The sequence below is a fragment of the Pseudomonadota bacterium genome (genome assembly GCA_023229365.1).
Taxonomy (GTDB): domain Bacteria; phylum Myxococcota_A; class Polyangia; order JAAYKL01; family JAAYKL01; genus JALNZK01.
Genome location: JALNZK010000055.1, coordinates 13,255 through 32,635, shown reverse-complemented (window position 1 = coordinate 32,635; position 19,381 = coordinate 13,255). Strand labels below are relative to the sequence as shown.

Below are 19,381 nucleotides of genomic sequence, written 5' to 3'. Positions count from 1 at the left end.
CCCGGCTTCTGGTCGGCAACGTCCAGTAGGACGCCTGGGCAAGAAGCGTCTCGAATTCGTCCCACTTCTTGGCGGACAGCGGTTCCGCCCGCACGAAATCGATCACGCCGGGTTCGTACCCTCCCCGGCCGGTCAACTGCTTGGCGATCATGACAAGGTTCTTTCCATCGCGCTCGATCCTCACCAAGTACGGATGCGTGAACGACGGCGAGATCGAGAGTCGATAGGTGTCAACTCCGGCAGGGACGCCGAAAACAAGCGAGGGCTCCCGCATAGCCTGCAAGTGCAACGGATACCAGTCTAAATTAAAATCGTTGATCGCCCAGGGCGCGAAGTCCGATTGATCGCACTCTAGGCGTTCGGTTCCGTGCTCTCCATGTCGTTTTGGGCAAAGCACCGGGATCGTGGATGCGACCAGACTGTCCGGCGGCTCCTCACGGACTATCTCAGTCGCGACCGTCGGGCTCGCACCGTGTTCCAACAACAGAGAGACGATTTCGGGTTGCGCGGCTTCGACCGCCCAGTTGAGAGCCGTGCGTTCGTTTTCGTCATGCAGATCTACCTTCGCCTTCTTCTTGAGGAGTAGCTCTACGACCTCCCGATGACCGTTACCGGCCGCCACCATCAACGCGGACCATCCGTCGTCGTCTTGCGCGTTCACCTTCTGTCCTCTGGAGATGAGTTGCTTGACGAAATTCACCAAGCCGCCCCGGGACGCGGCCATCAGCATCGTGAAGTTGTCTTTTGTCTTGGCGTCGGTCCGCGCGCCCAAAGACAGGAGTTTTTCCACGAGGGGTTCGTTGCCCTCGTCCGCCGCCGACAAAAGCGGCGTCCTCGCCCACTCCCCGGATGCACGATTTGGGTCGGCTCCGCGCTCCAACAGCAACAATGCAGTCTCTGTTTGACCGGCCTTCGCCGCGACAAGAAGCGGCGTCGGCTGCGCTGCAGAAAGAACGTCCGGAATCGCGCCGTGCTCGATCAAGATTCCTGCTGCTACCGAATTCCCCCAGCGAGCGGCGTAATGGAGCGCTGTGGCGCCCGCCCGGTTTTCTGCCTTCGGATCAGCCCCGCGTTCGATCAGACTGCGGATCGTGTCGGCGCCCATCCGTGGAGCGGCGAGCATGAGCGTTGTCAAACCATTCTCCGCGACCTCGGTTGCACTCGCTCCCTTCTCGAGCATGAACACGACGAGCTTCTCGTTGCCTCCGCGGATCGCGGCCAACAATGGAGTCATGCCGTCTTCGCCTCTAACGTCGAGTCGCGCGCCACGCTTGATGAGTGTCTGTGCGATCTCGGGGCGCCCCGCTTTTGCTGCGAGAATGAGAGCTGTGACTCCGTTACCGCTTGAAGAGGTGTTCGGATCCGCACCTCGATCCAGAAGCAGCTTCACGACCGGATCGCGGCCCGCGAACGCCGCGCGCATCAGGGCGGTCCACTCGAAGGCATCCTTCTCGTAGACTTTTTCCCCGTTGTCGATCAGCGCTCCGACGATCTCCGCGTGCCCCGCCTCGGCTGCGACCATGAGCGCGGTTCGCCCCACATCATCGACACGGCCGATGCCGCACTTGCTGCTCAAGAGCTGCTTCACGGAATTTCCATCCCCGCGGAACGACGCCCACATGAGTTGCGTCCAACCGGCTCCGACTCGATGGTCCGGAGAAAGGCCATTATCGATCGCATCCCGGTCCATCTTGTACCTGCCGTCGCCAGAAGCGTTGTCAGCAGCGCTCTCAGGTGTCGCAGCCTCTTCGTCAGGGCATGAGGCCGTGTTCTTGGGTGTCGGCGTCTTCTTGTCAGTGCATGAAGCCATAGCCAGACACAGCGAAAGTGCCACGACGAGAAGTGAGACTGTCTTCATCTTCATCATCCCTTCGATCCCGTCGGAGCCACGAGCGCGGTCTTCGACCACAAGAGACATCACTCTAGGTTCGATGTTCCGATGCACTTTGTGTGATCGTCTCTTCCCCCAAGCGGCTCTTTAGCTGCTGGGGTCAGTCCCTTCGGTATTCTTCCTGCTTGCAGAGTACGTGATTGCCTGTGGTGGGCCAAGGTCGGCAATCCTCGAAGGTGGCTTGACGTCGAACGCCTTGCCTAGGGCCGCCTTGACCCGACCGTACTGCTCTTTCCCGAGGGATGCGTTCGTCTCCGCCAAGCCCATGAAGGTAGCAGGAGTGCACGTCGCCCGATCGACGTGAACAGCCCTCACTTCAATCGCCACCACGTCGGGAAGGAGATCAGACGGCACGCTAGACCAGTCACGGTTTCTTTCTTCGATGCAGAATTGGTCCCGCAGCTGTTGGGCTTCAGCGAAGGAACGACGAAAACCTCCGAAGACGATCAGCCTGGCCGCCGTTTTCTGCTTCGGCATCCGCCTAGCAGCGAGTTTGATCTTCGACTCGGCTTCTTTGATGAAGCGATCCGGCGGATCGTCGTAGGCAGCGCGAAACGCTCGATCCTTCCTTTCGATCCAGAGCAAACCACCGGAGGCAGGTTCCCACTCTATATCGCGTCCTTGGCTGTGAGCCCCGTTGATCCTCATTCGGCCACCAGATGCCTGGAGTAGACGAGCAGCAAGACAGATCGTGGCGACTCCACTCGGCATCACTGGACCGCCTCGTTGATCGTTGTCCGCCAGATCTGACCCGATCAATTCCCGCGTGATGTACGTCGGATCAATCACGACCGGTTCCGAGCGCGTCTCGACTACACGGATTGCCCATGTCAGGTGGTCGAACTCAATCGTGTCAACGATCTTCACATACATCGCTAGATCGTCCGCAGGCTCTCCCGAAAGCAGGCCTGGAGCTTCGGAAGGGTCCCCCTGCGTGTACCGAGCTCGTGACATACGCTCGATCCACCGTCCCAGCGCTCGTGTGGTCGGAATGACGGTGTTCTTTCCCCGCCGTCGGCAGAACCATTCGACGATCTCCACCTGTTCCGCAGGTGAGCCCAGGAAGTCCTCGTTTAACGGTGTCAGAGTCCCGGGAGGCGGGGCTGGCCACCTGAATTTCTCTTCGCTCATGTCGATCGCCTGTGGTCCGAACGATACGCCCACCGCGTCCCGCTTGAAAGCAGCGCAGCGAATCGCGCCCGGTGTCGTTCGCTTCCGTCCGGAAGAATCCCCCCGGGATCGGTCTGGCCAAGGCGTCGCAACCTTCCGATTTCCAATTTCCGATTTCTAGCTGCAGTAGAGAACATCACGCCAGCTTCGCTGCGATGTCGCGGACCACGCGCTCGGCGCGCTCTCGCGCGTCGTCGGCCGTCTCCCGATCCGGCCAGAAGTCGGCGTCGTACCGGAGCTCGACCGCGTACGGCGTCAGCGGCAGCACCGCATCGGCCAGGTGCGCCAGCGCGGGATCGATGCTCGCGACCAGCGCCGCGAGCTTCGACAGGTTGTGCGTGAATGGGAACTCGACGCCGGCGTGGATGAGGTACGCCTTCAGCGCCTTCTCCGCCGCCTGCTGGGCGTGGAAGCACGCGGCGTCAAGCGCGTCGGCGGAGAGCGACGCGGCGAGCGCGCGCAGATCGCTCTCGGCCTTCGCCATCCACCCGGCGACGAGATCACGCCTCTGCTTCATAGATGACGACGCCCTCCCGCATCGCCGTCGCGACCAGCGACTCCGGAACGCCCGACCACTCCGCGACCTCGTCGGGGGTGTAGCAGAGCGCCTCCACCTCGAACGGCAGGTCGGCGACCGCGGCGTAGATCGGCGCGGCGCGGCGGAACCGCGGCAGATCGCTCTTCGCCACGACGAGGATGTCGACGTCGCTGTCCGGCCGGGAGTCGCCGCGCGCCGTGCTGCCGAATAGCACGATCCGCTCGGCGTTTACCGCGCCGCGCACCAGCCGGACCAGCTCCTCTCGCTCCGAAAACGTCACGATCGGATCGTAGCCGTTGCCTTGGAGGTTGTCCACCGCTACGCCGGGCAGAGCCTCTCGAACGGTGCATAGGCATAGGCCAGCCGGCAGGGCTCAGCAGTCGGAGCAGCCCGTGAACATCGTGGTGCATCCGTAGCCGTACATCGCGTTGCATCCATCCGGACAGGTGAAGTCGAGGCCGACGCAATCGGTGCAGAACAGGCTGCAGGCGCACGACGCGGAGCAATCGATCACCCCGCCGCACGCCCCGGAGCCGGTGCAGTCGATGGCGCACGGGCCCGGGCCGCAGGTGAACGGCCCGCCGCAGGAGCCCGACCCCGCGCAGTCGACGTCGCACGAACCATCCCCGCACTCGATCGCTCCCGCGCACGAGGAGCCCGCCGTGCAGTCGATGTCGCACTGCCAGCCGGTCGGGCAGGTGACCGGGCCCGGCGGATCATCGATGTTGCAGAGGTCGCCTGCGCAGCCGCCGTTGCACACCTCCGGGCAGGCGGTGCCACCGTCCGCGTCGGCATCCGTGTCCGTGTCCGTATCCGTGTCCGTATCCGTGTCCGTATCGGAATCGGTGTCGCTGTCGGTGTCGCTGTCGGCGTCGATGTCGCTGTCTGAATCCGAGTCGCCGCCGCCAGAGCCGTCGGAACAGGACGAGGCGAGGACGAGTGGGACGACGAGGACCTGTAGGACAGGTAGAGTGTTCAACTGGCGCATTATTCGCCCCTTTCATCCTTAAAAACTCTCGGCCATCACCTCCAATTGGTCCGCCATCTCCGCCGCGGCGGGCTCGCCGCTGAACTCGTACTCCCGCCTATATCGCTCGGCCTGGGACTTGAGCGCCTCCTTGGCCACGGCGCCGGCCTCGGCGAACTCGCCGATCTTCTCGGCGGGCAGGCACTTGGTGAGCCGGGTGAACACCTCCACGAGCGCCTCGCCCTCGGCCTTCAGGTCGTCGATCTCCCCGAGGTAGAGCCGCGCCTCGAACACCGCGACGTGGGCCCGCGCCTGCACGGGCGAGCACTCGACCCGGTCCGAGACCTGGCGGTTGATCACGATCGATTCGCGGAAGCGGCCGTCGTCGAAGTACGCGGCGCCCAGCCGTTCGAGCATGTCGTCGATCCGGTCCTCGCCTACCCGTTCGAAGAACGCGAGCGCCTTTTCCGGGGCGCCCGCGACGGCGTACGCCTGGACCAGCTCGGCGAGCGCCTCGTCGCGCACCGCCGCCCCGGCCGCGCCGCTTAAGCCTTGCCCGGCGTTCGCCGCGTCGACGAACGACTGCAGCGCCTTCGCGTGCTCGCCCTTGGCGATACTGCACTTCCCCAGCTGGAAATGGGCCCTGGGCGTGGCTTCCGGGTTATCGAACGCGATCACCTTCTCGTACAGCTTGATGGCCTGATCGATATTCTCCTTCTCGAAGAAGTGGTCGGCGAACGCCAGGTAGGCGTGGGCCACGTAGGGGCTCGTCGGGTACACGGCGAAAAGGGTGCGCGCGTGCTGCAGCGCCACGTCCGGGCTGTCCCGGTCGAGCAGGGCGAACGCCAGGCGGTACAGCGCCTCGTCGCGGCGCGGCTCTTCCCCGAAGTCGCGGGCGATCCGCTCGAGCTGCTTGAGCTCGTCGTCCTGAAGGCGCTGCGCCAGGCGTCCGAACTCGTCCCGCTCGGCGCGCGCCGCATGGTCGTGGCTCTTCTCGAGCTCGGCCCCGCGCGCCAGTGCCTCGCCCCGGGTGCGCTCGGCCAGGTCGGCGAGCTCCATGGTGAGCCGAGCCTGCTCTCCCGGCTCCCGCGCGTCCTCGAGCAGCACGAGCAACCGCTCCCGCTCGGCCCGGTAGCCGAAGCGATCCGCGGCATCCTTCAGCGGAACCACCGCTGCGCCGGGCGGGACGACGTGGTTGCGGGGAGCGGCGCAGCCCGCGGAGATCAACAGGATCGCCCACAGCGCCATCCGCAGCATGTTGCCGTCGCTCCCGAGAGTCGTTGTCACGATGTTTCCACCTCGTCGCGGACGATATCACAGCCCAAAGAACCCCACCGAAGTCAATCCACCACGAACAGCGTCGCGCCCTTCTCCGTGACCGAGCGGTGGGGAGCGGCGCCATCGGCCACCTGGCAGCTGCAGCCGGGGCCGTACTCCACCATCCGCACGCGGATGTTGCCCATCTCGAAGCTCCTCCGGTGCGAGGTGCCCCGCTCGCCGGGGTGCTCGACCTTCGGCACCTGACTCCAATCGATGGTCGTGAACGGAACCTGCTCGATCTTCATGGAAACCTCCGCTCGATGCGCAGCAGGAGCGTCCGGAGCGTATTCATCTCGTTCTTCCTCAGTTGAGCCGTCATCGCGATCGTGCTCCGGCCCTACTCGTCGAAGGGCGCGGGGAGGCGGCCGGCCTTGAACAGGATCGTCGGCTTCTCGTCGTACTCGCCGAGCGCGGTGTCGGCCGACACCGAGAAGGCGACCACGCCGAGCCGGGTCGAGGAGAGCCGCGCGGCCTTGCGGCACGCCTCGCCGGCGGACTTGCAGCCGATGGGCGGCTCGGCCGCCAGCGCGTCGCCGCGCCCGGCGACGAACGCCTGCACGAAGTGGATCGTCTCTCTCTCGACGGCGCCCATGCCTGCCTCCCGCTCCCGCTCGACCCTGGGAACACCATGGCACATCCCGCGCCCGAGGACGAGCGGACGGAGAAATTCACGCCCCCCCTATCGCCCCGGGCCGCGCGGCCTTATATTCCCAGCGCGCCCGAGACGGCGCGTCGGCTCTTTGACAATGGGGGCGTAACGGTTTCGACGGGTGCTATTGAAGCACCGGCTGCAATCCGCGGGTTCCTGTCACCGCGTCAAAACGGCGGGAAACGACAGCTGCCAACAACAACAGCTACGCTCTGGCTGCTTAGGCGCCGGATGTCCGACCGAGGAGTGCCCGTGCACTCGGAAGGGCATAATTTCAACGGGATCGCTGTCCGCGTCTGCTCGTGGCGCTGACAGTCAAAAACACGCGAGCTCGCCGCGACGACATCCTGTCCGTCGGAGGTCGGCGAGGCTAAACAAAAGACGGAATAAGATTGTAGAGGCCGGTGTGGAGCGCATTCGGACCAGGGTTCGACTCCCTGCGCCTCCACTATTCTTCTTGTCGGGGATCCGCTACGGCCGGTAGACGTCGGCGTTCCGCTCGAGGCCGCCGCGGAGCTCCTCGTAGACCGCCTTCATGCGCGCGAGCTCGTCGGGCCGCGAGGTCGAGAGATCCGTCTTCTCGCCGGGGTCCGCGCCGAGATCGTACAGCTCGTACCTGTTGCCCACGGCCGTGTGGATGAGCTTGAAGCCGCCGTCGATCACGGCGTGCGCCTCGGGCATGTACGGCCCGAGCGGCTGGTCGAGGTAGACGCGGCGATCGCCGCCCGCGCCGCCCGTCATGTACGGCACGAGCGAGCTGCCGCGGCTCTGCGACGGCTTCGCCACGCCGAGCAGATCGCAGAGCGTGGCGGCGAGATCGACCTGCGAGACGCGCGCCTGCACGCGGCCCGGCGCGAGCTCGGACGCCACGACGATCCACGGCACGCGCACGATCTCCTCCCACAGGCGGCGGCCGTGGAAGAGGACGTCGTGCTCCTGGAACGCCTCGCCGTGATCCGCGGTGACGACGATCGCGGTGCGGCCGCCGAGCCCGCCCTTCTCGATCGCGTCGACGACGCGGCCGAGGTGGAAGTCGGTGAACGCGACCTCGCCGTCATACCGGTCTCGCGACTTCGATCCGTAGACCGAGAACCCCGCGTGCTCGAGGTACTCCTTGTGCGGGTCCATGAAGTGCGCCCAGAGGAAGAAGCGGCCCTTCGTGAACGCGGCGTCCCCGAGAAGCGCGATCGCCTCGTCCGCGATCTCCACGCTCGTCGTCTTCTGGTCCGCGTTCTCGCCGCCCGGCGGGTTGACGACCGTCCACATGTCGAACCCCTGCTCGAGCCCGGACCTGTCGAAGTAGAAGTGCCCGTGCACGCCGGCGGTCCGGAGCCCGGCGGCTTGCAGCGCCTCGGCGAGCGTCTCGTTCTGCGCGGCGTAGCGGGTGAAATGCCCGGTGTCGCAGAACGCCTCGGACGGGTAGCGCCCGATGAGCATGGGGCCCACGGCGCGACCCGTGAACGACGACAGCGCGTAGGCGTTCTCGAAGGCGACGCCGCGGCGCGCGAGCGCGTCGATGCTCGGGGTGACGGGGCGCGGGTACCCGGAGTACGGGATGTCCGCGCGCAGCGCGTCGACCGTCAGGAGCACCATCGACATCCCGTCCCAACGCGCCGGGCGCGCCGTGGCGCCGGCCGCGGCCGCGGGGATCTCGGCGCTCGGGGCGGGCCGTTTCGCGTCCGAGCCCGAGCAGTCCTCGTCGACGCCGTTGCCCGGCGCGTCGATCGCCGCGGGCGAGATCCGCGGATCCGAGTCGTCGCAGTCGCCGCCGCCGAACAGCGCCGAGGCGCCGTCCCGATCCCGGTCCGAGATCCGCCGCAGGAGGCCGAGCGACGCCGACGCGAGGCCGCCCCCCGCCTCGACGGAGGCCAGGAGCGCGCCCCCCGAATCGCCGCGCCCCGCCGCGATCGCGCCCGCGGCCGACGCGCCGAACGACGCGAACAGGAGGACGGCGAGCGCCGGCGCGGCCCGCCTCGACGTGAGCGCGAAGCCGAGCGCCGCCAGGAGCGCCGCCGCGCCGAGCGGCCAGAGGAACGCGAGGTCGAGCTCCTCGCGCTTCAGGAGCCCGAGGTAGCCGAGCGCGCCCGTGCCGGCGAGCGGCGCCGCGGCGTACAGGGCGACGAGGAGCGCCGGGGCGACCAGCAGCGCGAGCGGGGCGGCCGCCGCGAGCAGCTTGGGGCGGACGCGCCGGGCGGTCACGCGCGCCGCTGCCCTGGCCGCGGCCGAGGCGAGGAGCCACAGCACCGCCGCCGCAGCGAGCAGGGCGCCCGTGACGAGCATCGCCGCGAGCCCCATGTGGTGGAACGCCTGCCGCCCGATCCGCACCGCGTGCGCCGCGAGCGTGAGCCACGCGATCGCCGCGATCCCGAACGCGATCGCCCTGGATCCGAAGAGCGCCGCGACGTCCGGGCTCGCGCGCCAAGTCGAGAAGAGCGCGCGCACTCGGGCCGCCGGATCCGCGGCGCAGAGGAGCGCGATCCCGCCGACCGACGCGGCGCTCACGGCGAAGCCGAGCGGGGCCACGAGGCCCGCGCCGATAAGGAGCGCGGCGAGACGGTCGCCGGCGGGCGCGATCGAGGCGGCGGCGGCCCCGCCGAAGAACGCCGCGGCGGAGCTCCCGAGGAGGACGCCCACCGGCCAGCGCCACGGCGAGAGCGCGCGCACGTCGTTCCGGCTCATGTCCCCGCCGATGAATCTCCGCCGCCGGCCTCCGCCCCGCCCTTGTAGACATCGCTCGCGCGGTAGAACTCGACCGTGTGCGCGACGACGACCTTCATCGCCGCGAGCATCGGGACGGCGAGGAGGATCCCGAGGAAGCCGAACAGCTCGCCGCCGGCCATGAGGGCGACGATGATCCACAGCGGGCGGAGGCCGAGCTTGCCGCCCAGGATGCGCGGCGTGATGAGGACCGAGTCGAGGATCTGCACCGAGGCGAAGACGATCGCCACGCCCAGGATCGTGTACGGCCCCTCCATCGAGAGGATCGCGAGGACGAGCGCGAGGACGAAGCCGGTCGCGGCGCCCGCGTACGGGATGAAGCAGAGCAGGCCGGTGAGCAGGCCGATCCCGATCGCGACCGGGATGCCGACGATCGAGTAGCCGATCGAGTAGAGCGTGCCGAGGATGATCATCACCGTGAACTGGCCGTGCAGGAACGCGGAGAGGCTCTTGTCGACCTCGACGGCGATGCGGCGGATCTGCGGCCTGTACCGCACCGGGATCATCCCGTCTACCGCGCTCACGATCCTCGGGAAGTCCTTGGTGAGGAAGAACACGAAGACCGGGAACATCAGCGTGCCGACGATCGTGAACAGCGCCTGGAACGTGGAGCCGAACAGCGTCCTGGCGAGCTCCGCGGCCGGCGCGAAGAGCCCCTTCTCGCCCTGATCGACGCTCGCCTTGACCTGGTCGAACGCCGCGCTCCAGGTGCGCGGCACGGTCACCTGGAAGTTGTCCTCCACCCACGGGATCACCGTCGCCTCGAGCTTCGAGGTGAGCTCCGGCAGGCGCTTCACGAACGCGGCGAACTCCGCGATCACGTCCGGGATGATGAAGAACAGGAGCGTGGCGAGGACGAGGGCGAGGCCGACGAGCAGCAGGATCGTGGCGGAGGCGCGGTTCAGGAACCGGAGCTTCGCGAGCCGCGTGACGATCGGGTTCAGGATGTAGGCGACGATGAACGTGAGGAACAGGAGTATCGCGAGGCCCTGGAGCTGCCACGCCAGGAACAGGAACACCGCGAGCGCGCCGAGTCCCCACGCCCACCTCTTGACCATCGCCCGCTGCGTGTCGTTCATCGGGGGCAGTCTACGAGCCCCGCGCACCGAGGGTCAAGCGCCGCGATGCGGACGGATTCCCGAGGACGTGGTATCCTTCGGGCCTCGATCGGGCGAACGCCCGGAAACGGCAGGAGCGTGTCATGGCGAAGGTGATCTGGCTTCTTCTGGCGGCGGGCCTCGCCGCGTGCTCGGGCAACAGCCCCGGAGGGTTCCCGGGCGACGGCGGCACGGACTCCGATTCCGACGCGGACTCCGATTCCGACACGGACTCCGACACGGACTCCGATTCCGACACGGACTCCGATTCCGACACGGACTCCGACACGGACTCCGACACGGACTCCGATTCCGACACGGACTCCGATTCCGACACGGACTCCGACACGGACTCCGACGCGGACAGCTACGGGCACTGGAGCTGCGTCTCCACCGGCCCGCTGGACGACGGCGAGTGCGTCGCGGTGGAGGAGACCGGCAGCTCGCCGTGCGGCGACGGCGACTGCGCGGAGGCGGCGGGCGAGTCGCTGAGCTCGTGCCCGCAGGACTGCACGCCCGCCTCGGATCCCCTGCCGTGCGACAGCCACATCGACTGCATCTTCCTCGACTGGCCGATCGACTCGGACGGCTACTGGGAGTGCAACTGGGACGACGTGTGCGAGGCGGTCGCCGGCAACGGCTACTGCACCGGCTACTCCTGGTGCGCCGAGGAGTGGGGCGAGTCCGCGGGGTCGTGCTCGATGGAGTGCGCGCCCGACGCCACGGAAGGCCTGTGCGAGTCCCCCCAGGACTGCGCGTTCCTCCCCTGGCCGCTCTGATCACTTCGGCGTGGGGGTGAGCTCGATCTTCAGCGTGACGACCTCGCCTTCGCGGACGTCGACGAGCCGATACTCCGGGAAGCAGTCCTCGAGCGACACGACGACGCGGTGCTGGCCCACCTTGAGCAGGAGCCCCTGCTTCATGAGCATCGACGCGGGTCCGAGCCGCGTCTCGTCCACCTCGACGATCGCCTCCTTCGGCGCGACGTCGAACCGGAGCGCCCCGCGCGGCTCCGCCGGCTTCTTCTGCGCGCCGCCGCACGCCGCGAGGACGAGGATCAAGGTGGGAATGCAACAACGAAGGAACGCGGTTCCCAGGTTCGTCGAGCCCCGAGCGCCCCCGCAGCGACCGACGCAGGCGTACTCCCGCGTACGTCGAGGAGGGAGCGAGGAGGCAAGCCGGGGATCGGCGAGCATGGGAATCGCGATCACGGCTCGCGCCAGTAGTTCGGGGACTCCTCGGTGATGATCACGTCGTGGACGTGGCTCTCCCGCAGCCCCTGGGGCGTGGAGCGGACGAAGCTCGTGCGCCGCGTGATCAGCGTCGGGATGTCCGGCGAGCCCGTGTAGCCCATGCCGGAGCGCAGCCCGCCGACGAGCTGGTAGAGGATGTTCGAGACCGGCCCGCGGTAGGGCACCCGCCCCTCGATCCCCTCGGGCACGAGCTTGTTGTTGGCGGAGCCCGACTGGAAGTAGCGGTCCTTCGAGCCGGCGCGCATGGCGCCGATGGAGCCCATGCCGCGGTAGACCTTGAAGCTGCGGCCCTGGTAGAAGACGATGTCCCCGGGCGCCTCGTCCGTGCCCGCGAACATGCTGCCGAGCATCACCGACTCCGCGCCCGCGGCGATCGCCTTGACGACGTCGCCCGAGAACTTGATGCCGCCGTCCGCGATCACCGGCACGTCCGCCTTCCGGGCCTCGTCGACGCACTCCATGATCGCGCTCACCTGCGGCACGCCGACGCCGGCGACGACGCGCGTCGTGCAGATCGAGCCGGGCCCGATGCCCACCTTGACGCCGTCCGCGCCCGCGTCGACGAGCGCGCGGCAGGCCTCGGCCGTGGCGATGTTGCCCGCGATGATCTGGACCTCCGGGTGCTCCCTCTTCGTGCGCCGGAGCGCCTCGAGGAAGGACTTCGTGTGGCCGTGCGCCGTGTCCATCACGAGCACGTCCACGCCCGCCTCGACGAGCGCCGCGGCGCGCCGCTGGCGGTCCTCCTCGACGACGCCTATCGCCGCGCCCACGAGGAGCCGTTCCTTGCCGTCCTTGACCGCGTTCGGGTTCTGCACGGCGCGCTGCAGGTCCTTGATCGTGATGAGGCCGATGAGGTTGTTCTTCTCGTCGACGACGAGCAGCTTCTCGATGCGGTGCTTGTGGAGCAGCCGCTTGCACTCCTCGGGCGCGATCCCCTCCCGCGCGGTGATGAGCTCCTTCGTCATGAGCTGCGCCACCTTGAGCGAGAGGTTGGTCTCGAACCGCACGTCGCGGTGCGTGATGATGCCGACGAGCTTGCCCGTGCCCGGCTCGACGACCGGCAGCCCGGAGATGTCGTAGCGGTGCATCTCCTCGAGCGCCTCGGAGAGCGCCTGCCCCGGCCCCACCGTGACCGGATCGACGATCATGCCGCTCTCCGACTTCTTGACCTTGTGGACCTGCGCGGCCTGGTCCTCCGGGCTCATGTTCTTGTGCACGATTCCGATGCCGCCGGCGCGCGCCATCGCGATCGCCATGTCGGCCCCGGTCACGGTGTCCATCGCGGCGCTCATGAGCGGGATGTTCAGCCGGAGCGACCGGGTGAGCCGCGTCGTGACGTCGACCTCGGTCGGCAGCACCTCGCTGTAGCTCGGCCTGAGGAGCACGTCGTCGAAGGTGAGTGCCGTCTTGATGTCGTTGGGTGTCACAGGCGCCTCCTCGGTCGGACCTCTCGGGTGGCGATCATCGTAGCGTGCCGGCGGGCTTTGTAAAGTGCCGTCGTCCGGGCTCAGGGGATGGACACGCCGTCCATCAGCACGCCCCTCGAGAAGATGTCGAGCACCTCCGCCGCGAGCTTCGCCGGATCGTCGGCCGCGCGCTCCTCGTTCTCGAGGAGGTAGCGGAGCACCTCCTTGAAGACGCCGAGCGCCACGACCGCGGCGATGCGCGTGTCGCAGGGCCGGACGATCCCCATCTCCTGCCCGACCGTGAGCGAGCTCTCCATCAGCTCGGTGATCTCCGCGTAGAACTCGTCCAGCTTGGCGTCGAACTCCTTGTCGACGCCGGCCGCGCCCTTGAGGAGGATCGCGAGCATGTGCCGCTCGTCGGCGAACAGCCGGATCACGCGGGCGATGTTGTCGATGAGCTGCGCGCGCGCGGACGGCGATCCGGCGTCGGTCTCGACCGTCCGGATCCTGTCGTGGAGCTCCGCGAGCAGGCCGGAGAGGAGCTCCTCGAAGATCCCGCGCTTGCTCTCGAAGTACAGGTAGAACGTGCCGCGCGCGACGCCCGCCGCGGCGATGATGTCCGCGATCGACGTGTCGTAGTAGCCCTTGTCGCCGAACAGCCGCGCCGCGTGGCCGAGGATCTGCGCCCTGCGCTCGCGGGGCTCCATCTCAAGCCCCCCCGGCCGCGCCGTCGCCGGGTTCCACGAACGCGATCATCGCGCCCTGGTGGAGCGAGTGGACGAACTTCGAGCACCGCTCGTGCCGCGGCTCGACGCGCTCGCCGAACTCGGCGAACAGGATCTCCGCGATGTCACCCACCGTGCGCGCGCCGTCGATCGAGCGCCACACGAGCGTGCCGACGTCGTCGAGCTTCACGCGGAAGAACTTCCTGGGGAGCCTCGGCTGCAGCCACCGCGCGAACGGCCCGGTCATGAACTTGGGGCGCAGGAGGACGAGCCGCCCGCCCTCGCCCTCCTCGAAGTCGACGTTTCTCCTGGGCACGCGGTCGAGGTAGTTCTCGCCCAAAGGGGAAGCCCCGCTACTTGCTCGTCTTGAGGCCCTTCATCGAGCCCTTGATGAGGTAGAAGGCGAGCGCCGCGATCAGGACGCCGCCCAGCCACTTCATGCCGAACCAGGCCGGCGGATCGGAGACGATCTTGATGTTGGCCGTCACCAGCACGGCGAGGATGATCCCCATGAGCGCCTCGCCGGCCACGAAGCCGGACGCGACGAGCAGCCCCTGGTTGTTCACCGCCTCGATCTCCTTCTCGTCCTTGGCGCCCAGCTTCTTCGCGATCTTGGCTCCGATCCAGGCGATGACGCCGCCCGTGAAGATCGCGGTCGTGGTCTGGAACGGCAGGTACATGCCGACCGCGACGAGCATCGGGCTCGGCACGCCGACGAAGATCAGGCCGAACGCGAACATCATCCCGATGAGGATCAGCTCCCAGGGCAGCTGGCCCGAGATGATCCCCTGGGAGGTCGTCGCCATGAGGCCGGCCTGCGGCGCCGACAGGCCGTCGCCGCCTATGCCGCGCGCCTTGGCCGCCCGCTCGCCGATGGTCGCGATCTCCGCCTCGCTGAACCCCTTCTCCTTCAGCGCCGCGCGCGTCGACTCGCTCAGGCCGGCGGGCTTCCCGGCCTCCTCCCCCACGATGCCAGAGATCAGGGCGATCTTGCCCTGGTCGAACTGGGCGCCCTTCAGCCCCTTCTCGAAGTCCGACTTCATCTCGGCCTGGTGCAGCAGCGTGATGACGCTCACGAGGAAGAGCGCGGCCGCGATCACGCCGATGAAGCCGCCGACCTCCATCCGCCACGGCGTGCCGCCGAGCAGGTAGCCGACCTTCCAGTCCTGGGCCATGTCGCCGGCCACGCCGGCCACGCAGCACACCACGGTCGCGACGCCGAGCACCGCGAGCACGCCCGCGCTCATCGTCGCGCTCATCGTCTTGCCGTCCGCCTCGTACTGGCCGCCCATGCCAAGCAGCACGAGCAGGCCGGCCGCGATCAGCAGCGTCGACAGGGTGAGCCCGGAGATCGGGTTCGACGACGAGCCGATGATCGAGACGAGGAAGCCGGCGACGGCCGCGAACAGGAACGACATGATCGCCATGACGACGGTGACGACGAGCGACACCGTGAACGAGCTGCACAGGATCGTGTACAGGCCGAGCATGGCGAGCAGCATGAGCACGATCGCGAGGAACACGAACTTGACGTTGATGTCCTTGTCCGTGCGCAGCACCTCGACACCCGCCGCGCCGCCGCCGCCGCCGCTGATCGCCTTGAGCGATCGGCCGATGCCGGCCTTGAGGTTGGAGCGCATCTTGAAGAGCGTGAAGAACGCGCCGACGATCATCGCGCCTATCGCGATCATCTTGACGTTGCTGGCGTAGATCGCCTTGAGCCCCGGGAAGGCGCCCTCGCCCCCGAACAGGGCGTCGGTGTTGCCGTCCGCGATCAGGCCGTTGATGGCCGTCGCGAAGGCGGTGTCCGACTGGGCCATCATGAACAGGATGACCGGCGTGAGGAACAGCCAGCCGAAGATGCCGCCCGCGGCCGCGATGGCGCCGTACTTGGGCCCGATGATGTAGCCGACCGCGAGGAACGCGGGCGACGGCTCGGGGGTGAAGAACGGGAACGCCCCGTTCGACTCCTCGCCGAGCTTGAACGCGCCCTTGTAGTGGCCGCCGATGACCGGCACGCCGGCGCCGTTCTTGAAGAACTCGACGAGCCCGGCGACACCCATGGCCGCGAACACGGCGCCCGCGCCGGACTGGCCGCCTTGGCCGGCCTTCACGATCTCGGTGCAGGCGAGGCTCTCCGGGAACGGCAGCGACGCGTCCTCCATGAACGTGCGGCGCAGGAGGATCATGAGGAGCACGCCCAGGATGCCGCCGACGAGCAGGAGCGCCGTCGCGAGCAGCCACTCCTTCGAGAACAGCTCGATGTCGCCCCAGGCGCCGACGAGGATGAACGCCGGCACCGTGAAGATCGCGCCGGCCGCGAGCGCCTCGCCGACCGCGCCCGTGGTACGCGCGATGTTCTCCTCGAGGATGTTGCCCTTGAAGAGCTTGAGCACGGCCATGGAGAGCACGGCCGCCGGGAACGTCGCGGCCACGGTCATGCCCGCCTTGAGGCCGAGGTAGACGTTCGCCGCGCCGAGCACGACCGCCATGATCGCGCCGAGGATCAAGGGCGGCAGCGTCAGCTCCTTCAGGGTCTCCTTGGGATCGACGTACGGCTTGTACTCGTTGGCCATCGGGGAACTCCTCGCTCGGGCCCTAGCGGCGCCGTTTTCTGAGGTGACAGTGGCCGAAGACTATCGGCTCGGGCGGGCGATGTCCAGAGGGGTCCCTTCTGTCCATTCGCCTCGCTGTGCTCTATCATTCCGGAGTTCACTCGAACTCTCGGAGGATCCGATGGCCGACGAGAAACCACCACGACCGAGCCCGCTCAAGCCGCCGCCGCAGGTACCGGGCGCCGCGCGCACCGCTCTCGGGCACGGCCCGCCGAAGCCCTTGTCGCCGGCGCCGCAAAAGCCACCCGCTCTGCTGAGGCGCACGGTCGATCTGCACGTGAAGACCGTTAGTCTCGGCGCGCACGCGAAGGCCGTCGGCGTCGACACGAACGCGAGGACCGTCGCCGCGACGGATCCCGCCCGCACGGTCCTCTCGACCTCCGGCGCCGCGGTCTCGATCGCCGGCGGTGTCCGGACCACCGTACTGCCCAGGGTGGAGATCTCCGGCGAGCGGCCGACGCTCGTGCACGAGGCGCGCAGCCGCTTCGAGCCGTTGCGCGCGCTCGGCGAGGGCGGCGCAGGCGAGGTGACCGCGGCCATGGATCACGACATCGGCCGCACCGTGGCGGTCAAGAAGATCCGCGCCGAGGCCAGGTGCGACGAGATGGTCGCGCGGTTCGTGGAGGAGATCCGGACCGTCGGCTCGCTCGAGCACCCGAACGTCGTCCCGATCCACGACGTCGGCGTCGACGAGGCCGGCGATTACTACTTCGTGATGAAGTACGTGGACGGCGAGACGCTCGAGTCGATCATCGCGCGGCTGAAGGCCGGGGACGCCGAGGCGCACCGCGAGTACGGCTTCGAGCGGCGCGTGCAGATCTTCCGCGGCCTGCTCGAGGCGGTCGCGTTCGCCCACTCCCGCGGGATCGTGCACCGGGACCTGAAGCCCGCGAACGTCATGATCGGCCGGTTCGGCGAGGTGCTCCTCATGGACTGGGGGATCGCGAAGTCGATCCGCGGCGAGGGCGTTGGGCTGGACGACACCACCGTCGAGCGCGTGGTGCAGAAGTCCGGCGACACGTCCAGGTTCGCCCGCACGCAGATCGGCGCGATCATCGGCACCCCGATCTACATGTCGCCCGAGCAGGCGCGCGGCGAGCCGGTCGACGAGCGCAGCGACGTCTACTCGCTCACGGTGCTGCTCCACGAGCTCCTGTGCCTCACTCACTACCTCGAGGGGCGCGACGCGCTGGACGACGTGCTCGCGGGCGTCGTGAGCCAGCCGCTGCAGATCACGAAGATCAAGGCGAGCCCGCACCAGCCGATCGTACCGATGGATCTGCGCTGGTACCTGAAGAAGGGAATGGAGAAGGATCGGACGAAGCGCTACCAGTCCGCAAGGGAGATGATCGACAGGCTCGACGCGAGGGCCGACGGCCGCGTCCCGATCCAGTGCCACGTCACGTTCACCAAGCGGTTGAGCACCGAGTTCACTCGCCTCGTCGAGCGCCACCCGATCGCCTGCACCGCGCTGTTCGTGATCGCAGTCGCCGGGATCGCCACGATCCCGCTCTGGACCCGCCTGCTGTAGACAGAATGGACCGACCGGCCCGTTTCGCAGCTTTCGTAGGTTAGGCTGCGAAGCGGAAACCACGTAGCCCAGAGCTACATGCGAAAGGAGCCGGTCGTGTCCGCAAATCAGAATACCATTTTCGTCGGGATGGACGTCCACAAAGCAGCCATCAACGTGGCCGTCGCCGCGCGCGGCAGACGCGAGCCCGAGGCGGAGTGGCAGCTCGCCAACGAGCCGCGTGCGGTCACGAGGCTGATCAAGAAGCTGACAGAGAGGACGAAAGGCACGGTGAAGGCCGCGTACGAGGCGGGGCCGTGCGGGTACGCGCTGCAGCGGCAGATGTGCGAGCAGGGGATCGATTGCGTGGTCGTAGCGCCGTCGCTCATTCCGGTGAAGCCGGGCGAGCATGTGAAGACGGACCGCCGTGATGCGCGAAAACTCGCCGAGCTGCTCCAGGCCGGTCTCCTCACCGAGGTGCATCCGCCGGCTCCGGAGGACGAGTCGGTCCGTGATCTCACTCGGGCTCGCGAGGACACGAAGCAGGACCAGATGCGGGCGCGGCACAGGCTCGGGAAGATGCTGCTCCGCCACGGTTTCGTTTTCCGCGAGGGAAAGAACTGGTCGATGCGCCACCGCAACTGGCTCAAGCAGGTCCGCTTCGGAGACGAGATTTCGCAGCGCGTCTTCGAAGGCTACGTGCTCGTGCTGGAGCAGGTCGAGGAGAGGCTGAAGCGCATCGACGAGCAGATCGCGGAGGTCGCGCAGAGCGAGCGTTACCGCGAGCAGGTGGGCTGGCTGCGCTGCCTCCGCGGTGTCGAGACGCTGACGGCGATGATGCTCCTCGCGGAGCTGCACGACTTCCGGCGCTTCACGAGCCCGCGCGAGCTAATGTCGTTTCTCGGGATGACCCCGAGCGAGCACACGAGCTCGAGCCGCGTGCGGCGCGGGAGCATCACGAAGGCCGGGAACACGCACGTGCGCCGGACCCTCGTAGAAGCGGCACAGCACTACCGACACCGGCCGTCGGTGAACCTCACCATGCGCAAGCGGCGGGAGGGGCAGCCGGCCCGAGTGCTCGCGATCGCGGACCGCGCGCAGGAGAGGCTGCACAGTCGGTACTTCAAGCTCAAGGAGGGCTACAAGAAACCGCACAACGTCGCCGTGGTGGCCGTCGCGCGCGAGCTCGTCGGATTCATCTGGGCGGTGCTGCGCCATAGCGAAGCGGCCTGATCGCAACGAGGAGATTCGGAGGCTGAGGACGGCAGATGAGGCGAGGCACGACAAGGCGAAAGCGCGGCGCCCCTATGCGACAGGGAGGCTCGCCCTTCCGGACCCGCGACAGTAGACGGCGCTCCAGCCCGACGGAGAACAGTCATGCGGCTCTGTGCACGGCAACGTGCGCAACCCGCGCATATCAGAGTGATTCGTCGTCGAAGCAGCCACCCTCGTCTGCCGCCTTCAGCTCCCGAATCAGAGGTCGGCCGACGCCGGAAACGATTTCAATTGATCGGTCGGTCCA

Annotated in this window: 18 protein-coding genes and 1 other RNA gene; 4 read left to right on the top strand and 15 right to left on the bottom strand. The window is 67.7% G+C overall.

Annotation, left to right across the window (positions count from 1 at the left end):
• From M0R80_19330 to M0R80_19295, 8 genes are all read right to left on the bottom strand, one after another.
• The coding region (locus M0R80_19330; protein MCK9461788.1) for an ankyrin repeat domain-containing protein at positions 1 to 1,867 on the bottom strand (1,867 nt) is incomplete at its 3' end.
• A gap of 111 nt (positions 1,868 to 1,978) precedes the next feature.
• On the bottom strand, positions 1,979 to 3,022 hold the full coding sequence (locus tag M0R80_19325; GenBank protein MCK9461787.1) for a hypothetical protein: 1,044 nt from the start codon (positions 3,020 to 3,022) through the stop codon (positions 1,979 to 1,981).
• A 175-nt stretch (positions 3,023 to 3,197) separates the two neighbouring features.
• Complete coding sequence (locus M0R80_19320) at positions 3,198 to 3,578, bottom strand: HEPN domain-containing protein (protein MCK9461786.1); 381 nt, start codon at positions 3,576 to 3,578, stop codon at positions 3,198 to 3,200.
• Complete coding sequence (locus M0R80_19315) at positions 3,562 to 3,915, bottom strand: nucleotidyltransferase domain-containing protein (protein ID MCK9461785.1); 354 nt, start codon at positions 3,913 to 3,915, stop codon at positions 3,562 to 3,564. Before M0R80_19315 ends, M0R80_19320 begins: the two co-directional genes overlap by 17 nt.
• Before the next feature lie 57 nt (positions 3,916 to 3,972).
• On the bottom strand, positions 3,973 to 4,587 hold the full coding sequence (locus M0R80_19310; GenBank protein MCK9461784.1) for a hypothetical protein: 615 nt from the start codon (positions 4,585 to 4,587) through the stop codon (positions 3,973 to 3,975).
• Positions 4,588 to 4,605: 18 nt separating this feature from the next.
• Positions 4,606 to 5,853: a tetratricopeptide repeat protein gene (locus tag M0R80_19305; protein ID MCK9461783.1), complete on the bottom strand. Its 1,248-nt coding sequence runs from the start codon at positions 5,851 to 5,853 to the stop codon at positions 4,606 to 4,608.
• A gap of 53 nt (positions 5,854 to 5,906) precedes the next feature.
• Entirely contained in the window at positions 5,907 to 6,131 is a 225-nt protein-coding gene (locus M0R80_19300) for a hypothetical protein (protein MCK9461782.1), read from the bottom strand.
• 92 nt (positions 6,132 to 6,223) lie between these two features.
• Positions 6,224 to 6,478, bottom strand: a complete 255-nt coding sequence (locus tag M0R80_19295) for a hypothetical protein (GenBank protein ID MCK9461781.1) — start codon at positions 6,476 to 6,478, stop codon at positions 6,224 to 6,226.
• 156 nt (positions 6,479 to 6,634) lie between these two features.
• Between M0R80_19295 and ssrA the strand changes: the two genes are divergently transcribed.
• Positions 6,635 to 6,986, top strand: a transfer-messenger RNA (tmRNA) gene (gene ssrA, locus M0R80_19290).
• Positions 6,987 to 7,006: 20 nt separating this feature from the next.
• Here the strand turns inward: ssrA and M0R80_19285 are convergent.
• Both M0R80_19285 and M0R80_19280 read right to left on the bottom strand, forming a co-directional pair.
• A complete protein-coding gene (locus M0R80_19285) occupies positions 7,007 to 9,214 on the bottom strand; it encodes a sulfatase-like hydrolase/transferase (protein ID MCK9461780.1) in 2,208 nt (735 codons plus the stop codon).
• Complete coding sequence (locus tag M0R80_19280; protein ID MCK9461779.1) at positions 9,211 to 10,332, bottom strand: AI-2E family transporter; 1,122 nt, start codon at positions 10,330 to 10,332, stop codon at positions 9,211 to 9,213. The genes M0R80_19285 and M0R80_19280 overlap by 4 nt, the downstream gene beginning before the upstream one ends.
• 122 nt (positions 10,333 to 10,454) lie before the next feature.
• Here M0R80_19280 and M0R80_19275 point away from each other — a divergent pair, with 122 nt between their 5' ends.
• Positions 10,455 to 11,129 carry a hypothetical protein gene (locus tag M0R80_19275; GenBank protein MCK9461778.1) on the top strand — a complete coding sequence of 225 codons (675 nt, stop codon included), beginning with the start codon at positions 10,455 to 10,457 and terminating at the stop codon, positions 11,127 to 11,129.
• On the opposite strand, the gene M0R80_19270 is transcribed toward M0R80_19275, so the two are convergent.
• The 5 genes from M0R80_19270 to M0R80_19250 form a co-directional block, all read right to left on the bottom strand.
• Positions 11,130 to 11,561 carry a hypothetical protein gene (locus tag M0R80_19270; GenBank protein MCK9461777.1) on the bottom strand — a complete coding sequence of 144 codons (432 nt, stop codon included), beginning with the start codon at positions 11,559 to 11,561 and terminating at the stop codon, positions 11,130 to 11,132. It abuts the gene before it with no gap.
• On the bottom strand, positions 11,558 to 13,030 hold the full coding sequence (gene guaB, locus M0R80_19265; protein ID MCK9461776.1) for an IMP dehydrogenase: 1,473 nt from the start codon (positions 13,028 to 13,030) through the stop codon (positions 11,558 to 11,560). Before guaB ends, M0R80_19270 begins: the two co-directional genes overlap by 4 nt.
• Before the next feature lie 80 nt (positions 13,031 to 13,110).
• A complete protein-coding gene (locus M0R80_19260) occupies positions 13,111 to 13,716 on the bottom strand; it encodes a TetR/AcrR family transcriptional regulator (GenBank protein ID MCK9461775.1) in 606 nt (201 codons plus the stop codon).
• A 1-nt stretch (position 13,717) separates the two neighbouring features.
• Positions 13,718 to 14,050, bottom strand: a complete 333-nt coding sequence (locus M0R80_19255; protein MCK9461774.1) for a PqqD family protein — start codon at positions 14,048 to 14,050, stop codon at positions 13,718 to 13,720.
• A gap of 37 nt (positions 14,051 to 14,087) precedes the next feature.
• The gene (locus M0R80_19250) at positions 14,088 to 16,310 is read right to left on the bottom strand and encodes an oligopeptide transporter, OPT family (GenBank protein ID MCK9461773.1); all 2,223 of its coding nucleotides are present in this window, start codon (positions 16,308 to 16,310) and stop codon (positions 14,088 to 14,090) included.
• Positions 16,311 to 16,470: 160 nt separating this feature from the next.
• Between M0R80_19250 and M0R80_19245 the strand changes: the two genes are divergently transcribed.
• Together M0R80_19245 and M0R80_19240 are read left to right on the top strand one after the other, a co-directional pair.
• Positions 16,471 to 17,880 carry a serine/threonine protein kinase gene (locus M0R80_19245; protein MCK9461772.1) on the top strand — a complete coding sequence of 470 codons (1,410 nt, stop codon included), beginning with the start codon at positions 16,471 to 16,473 and terminating at the stop codon, positions 17,878 to 17,880.
• Between the two features lie 129 nt (positions 17,881 to 18,009).
• Positions 18,010 to 19,092: an IS110 family transposase gene (locus tag M0R80_19240; protein ID MCK9461771.1), complete on the top strand. Its 1,083-nt coding sequence runs from the start codon at positions 18,010 to 18,012 to the stop codon at positions 19,090 to 19,092.
• The last annotated feature ends 289 nt before the right edge of the window (positions 19,093 to 19,381 follow it).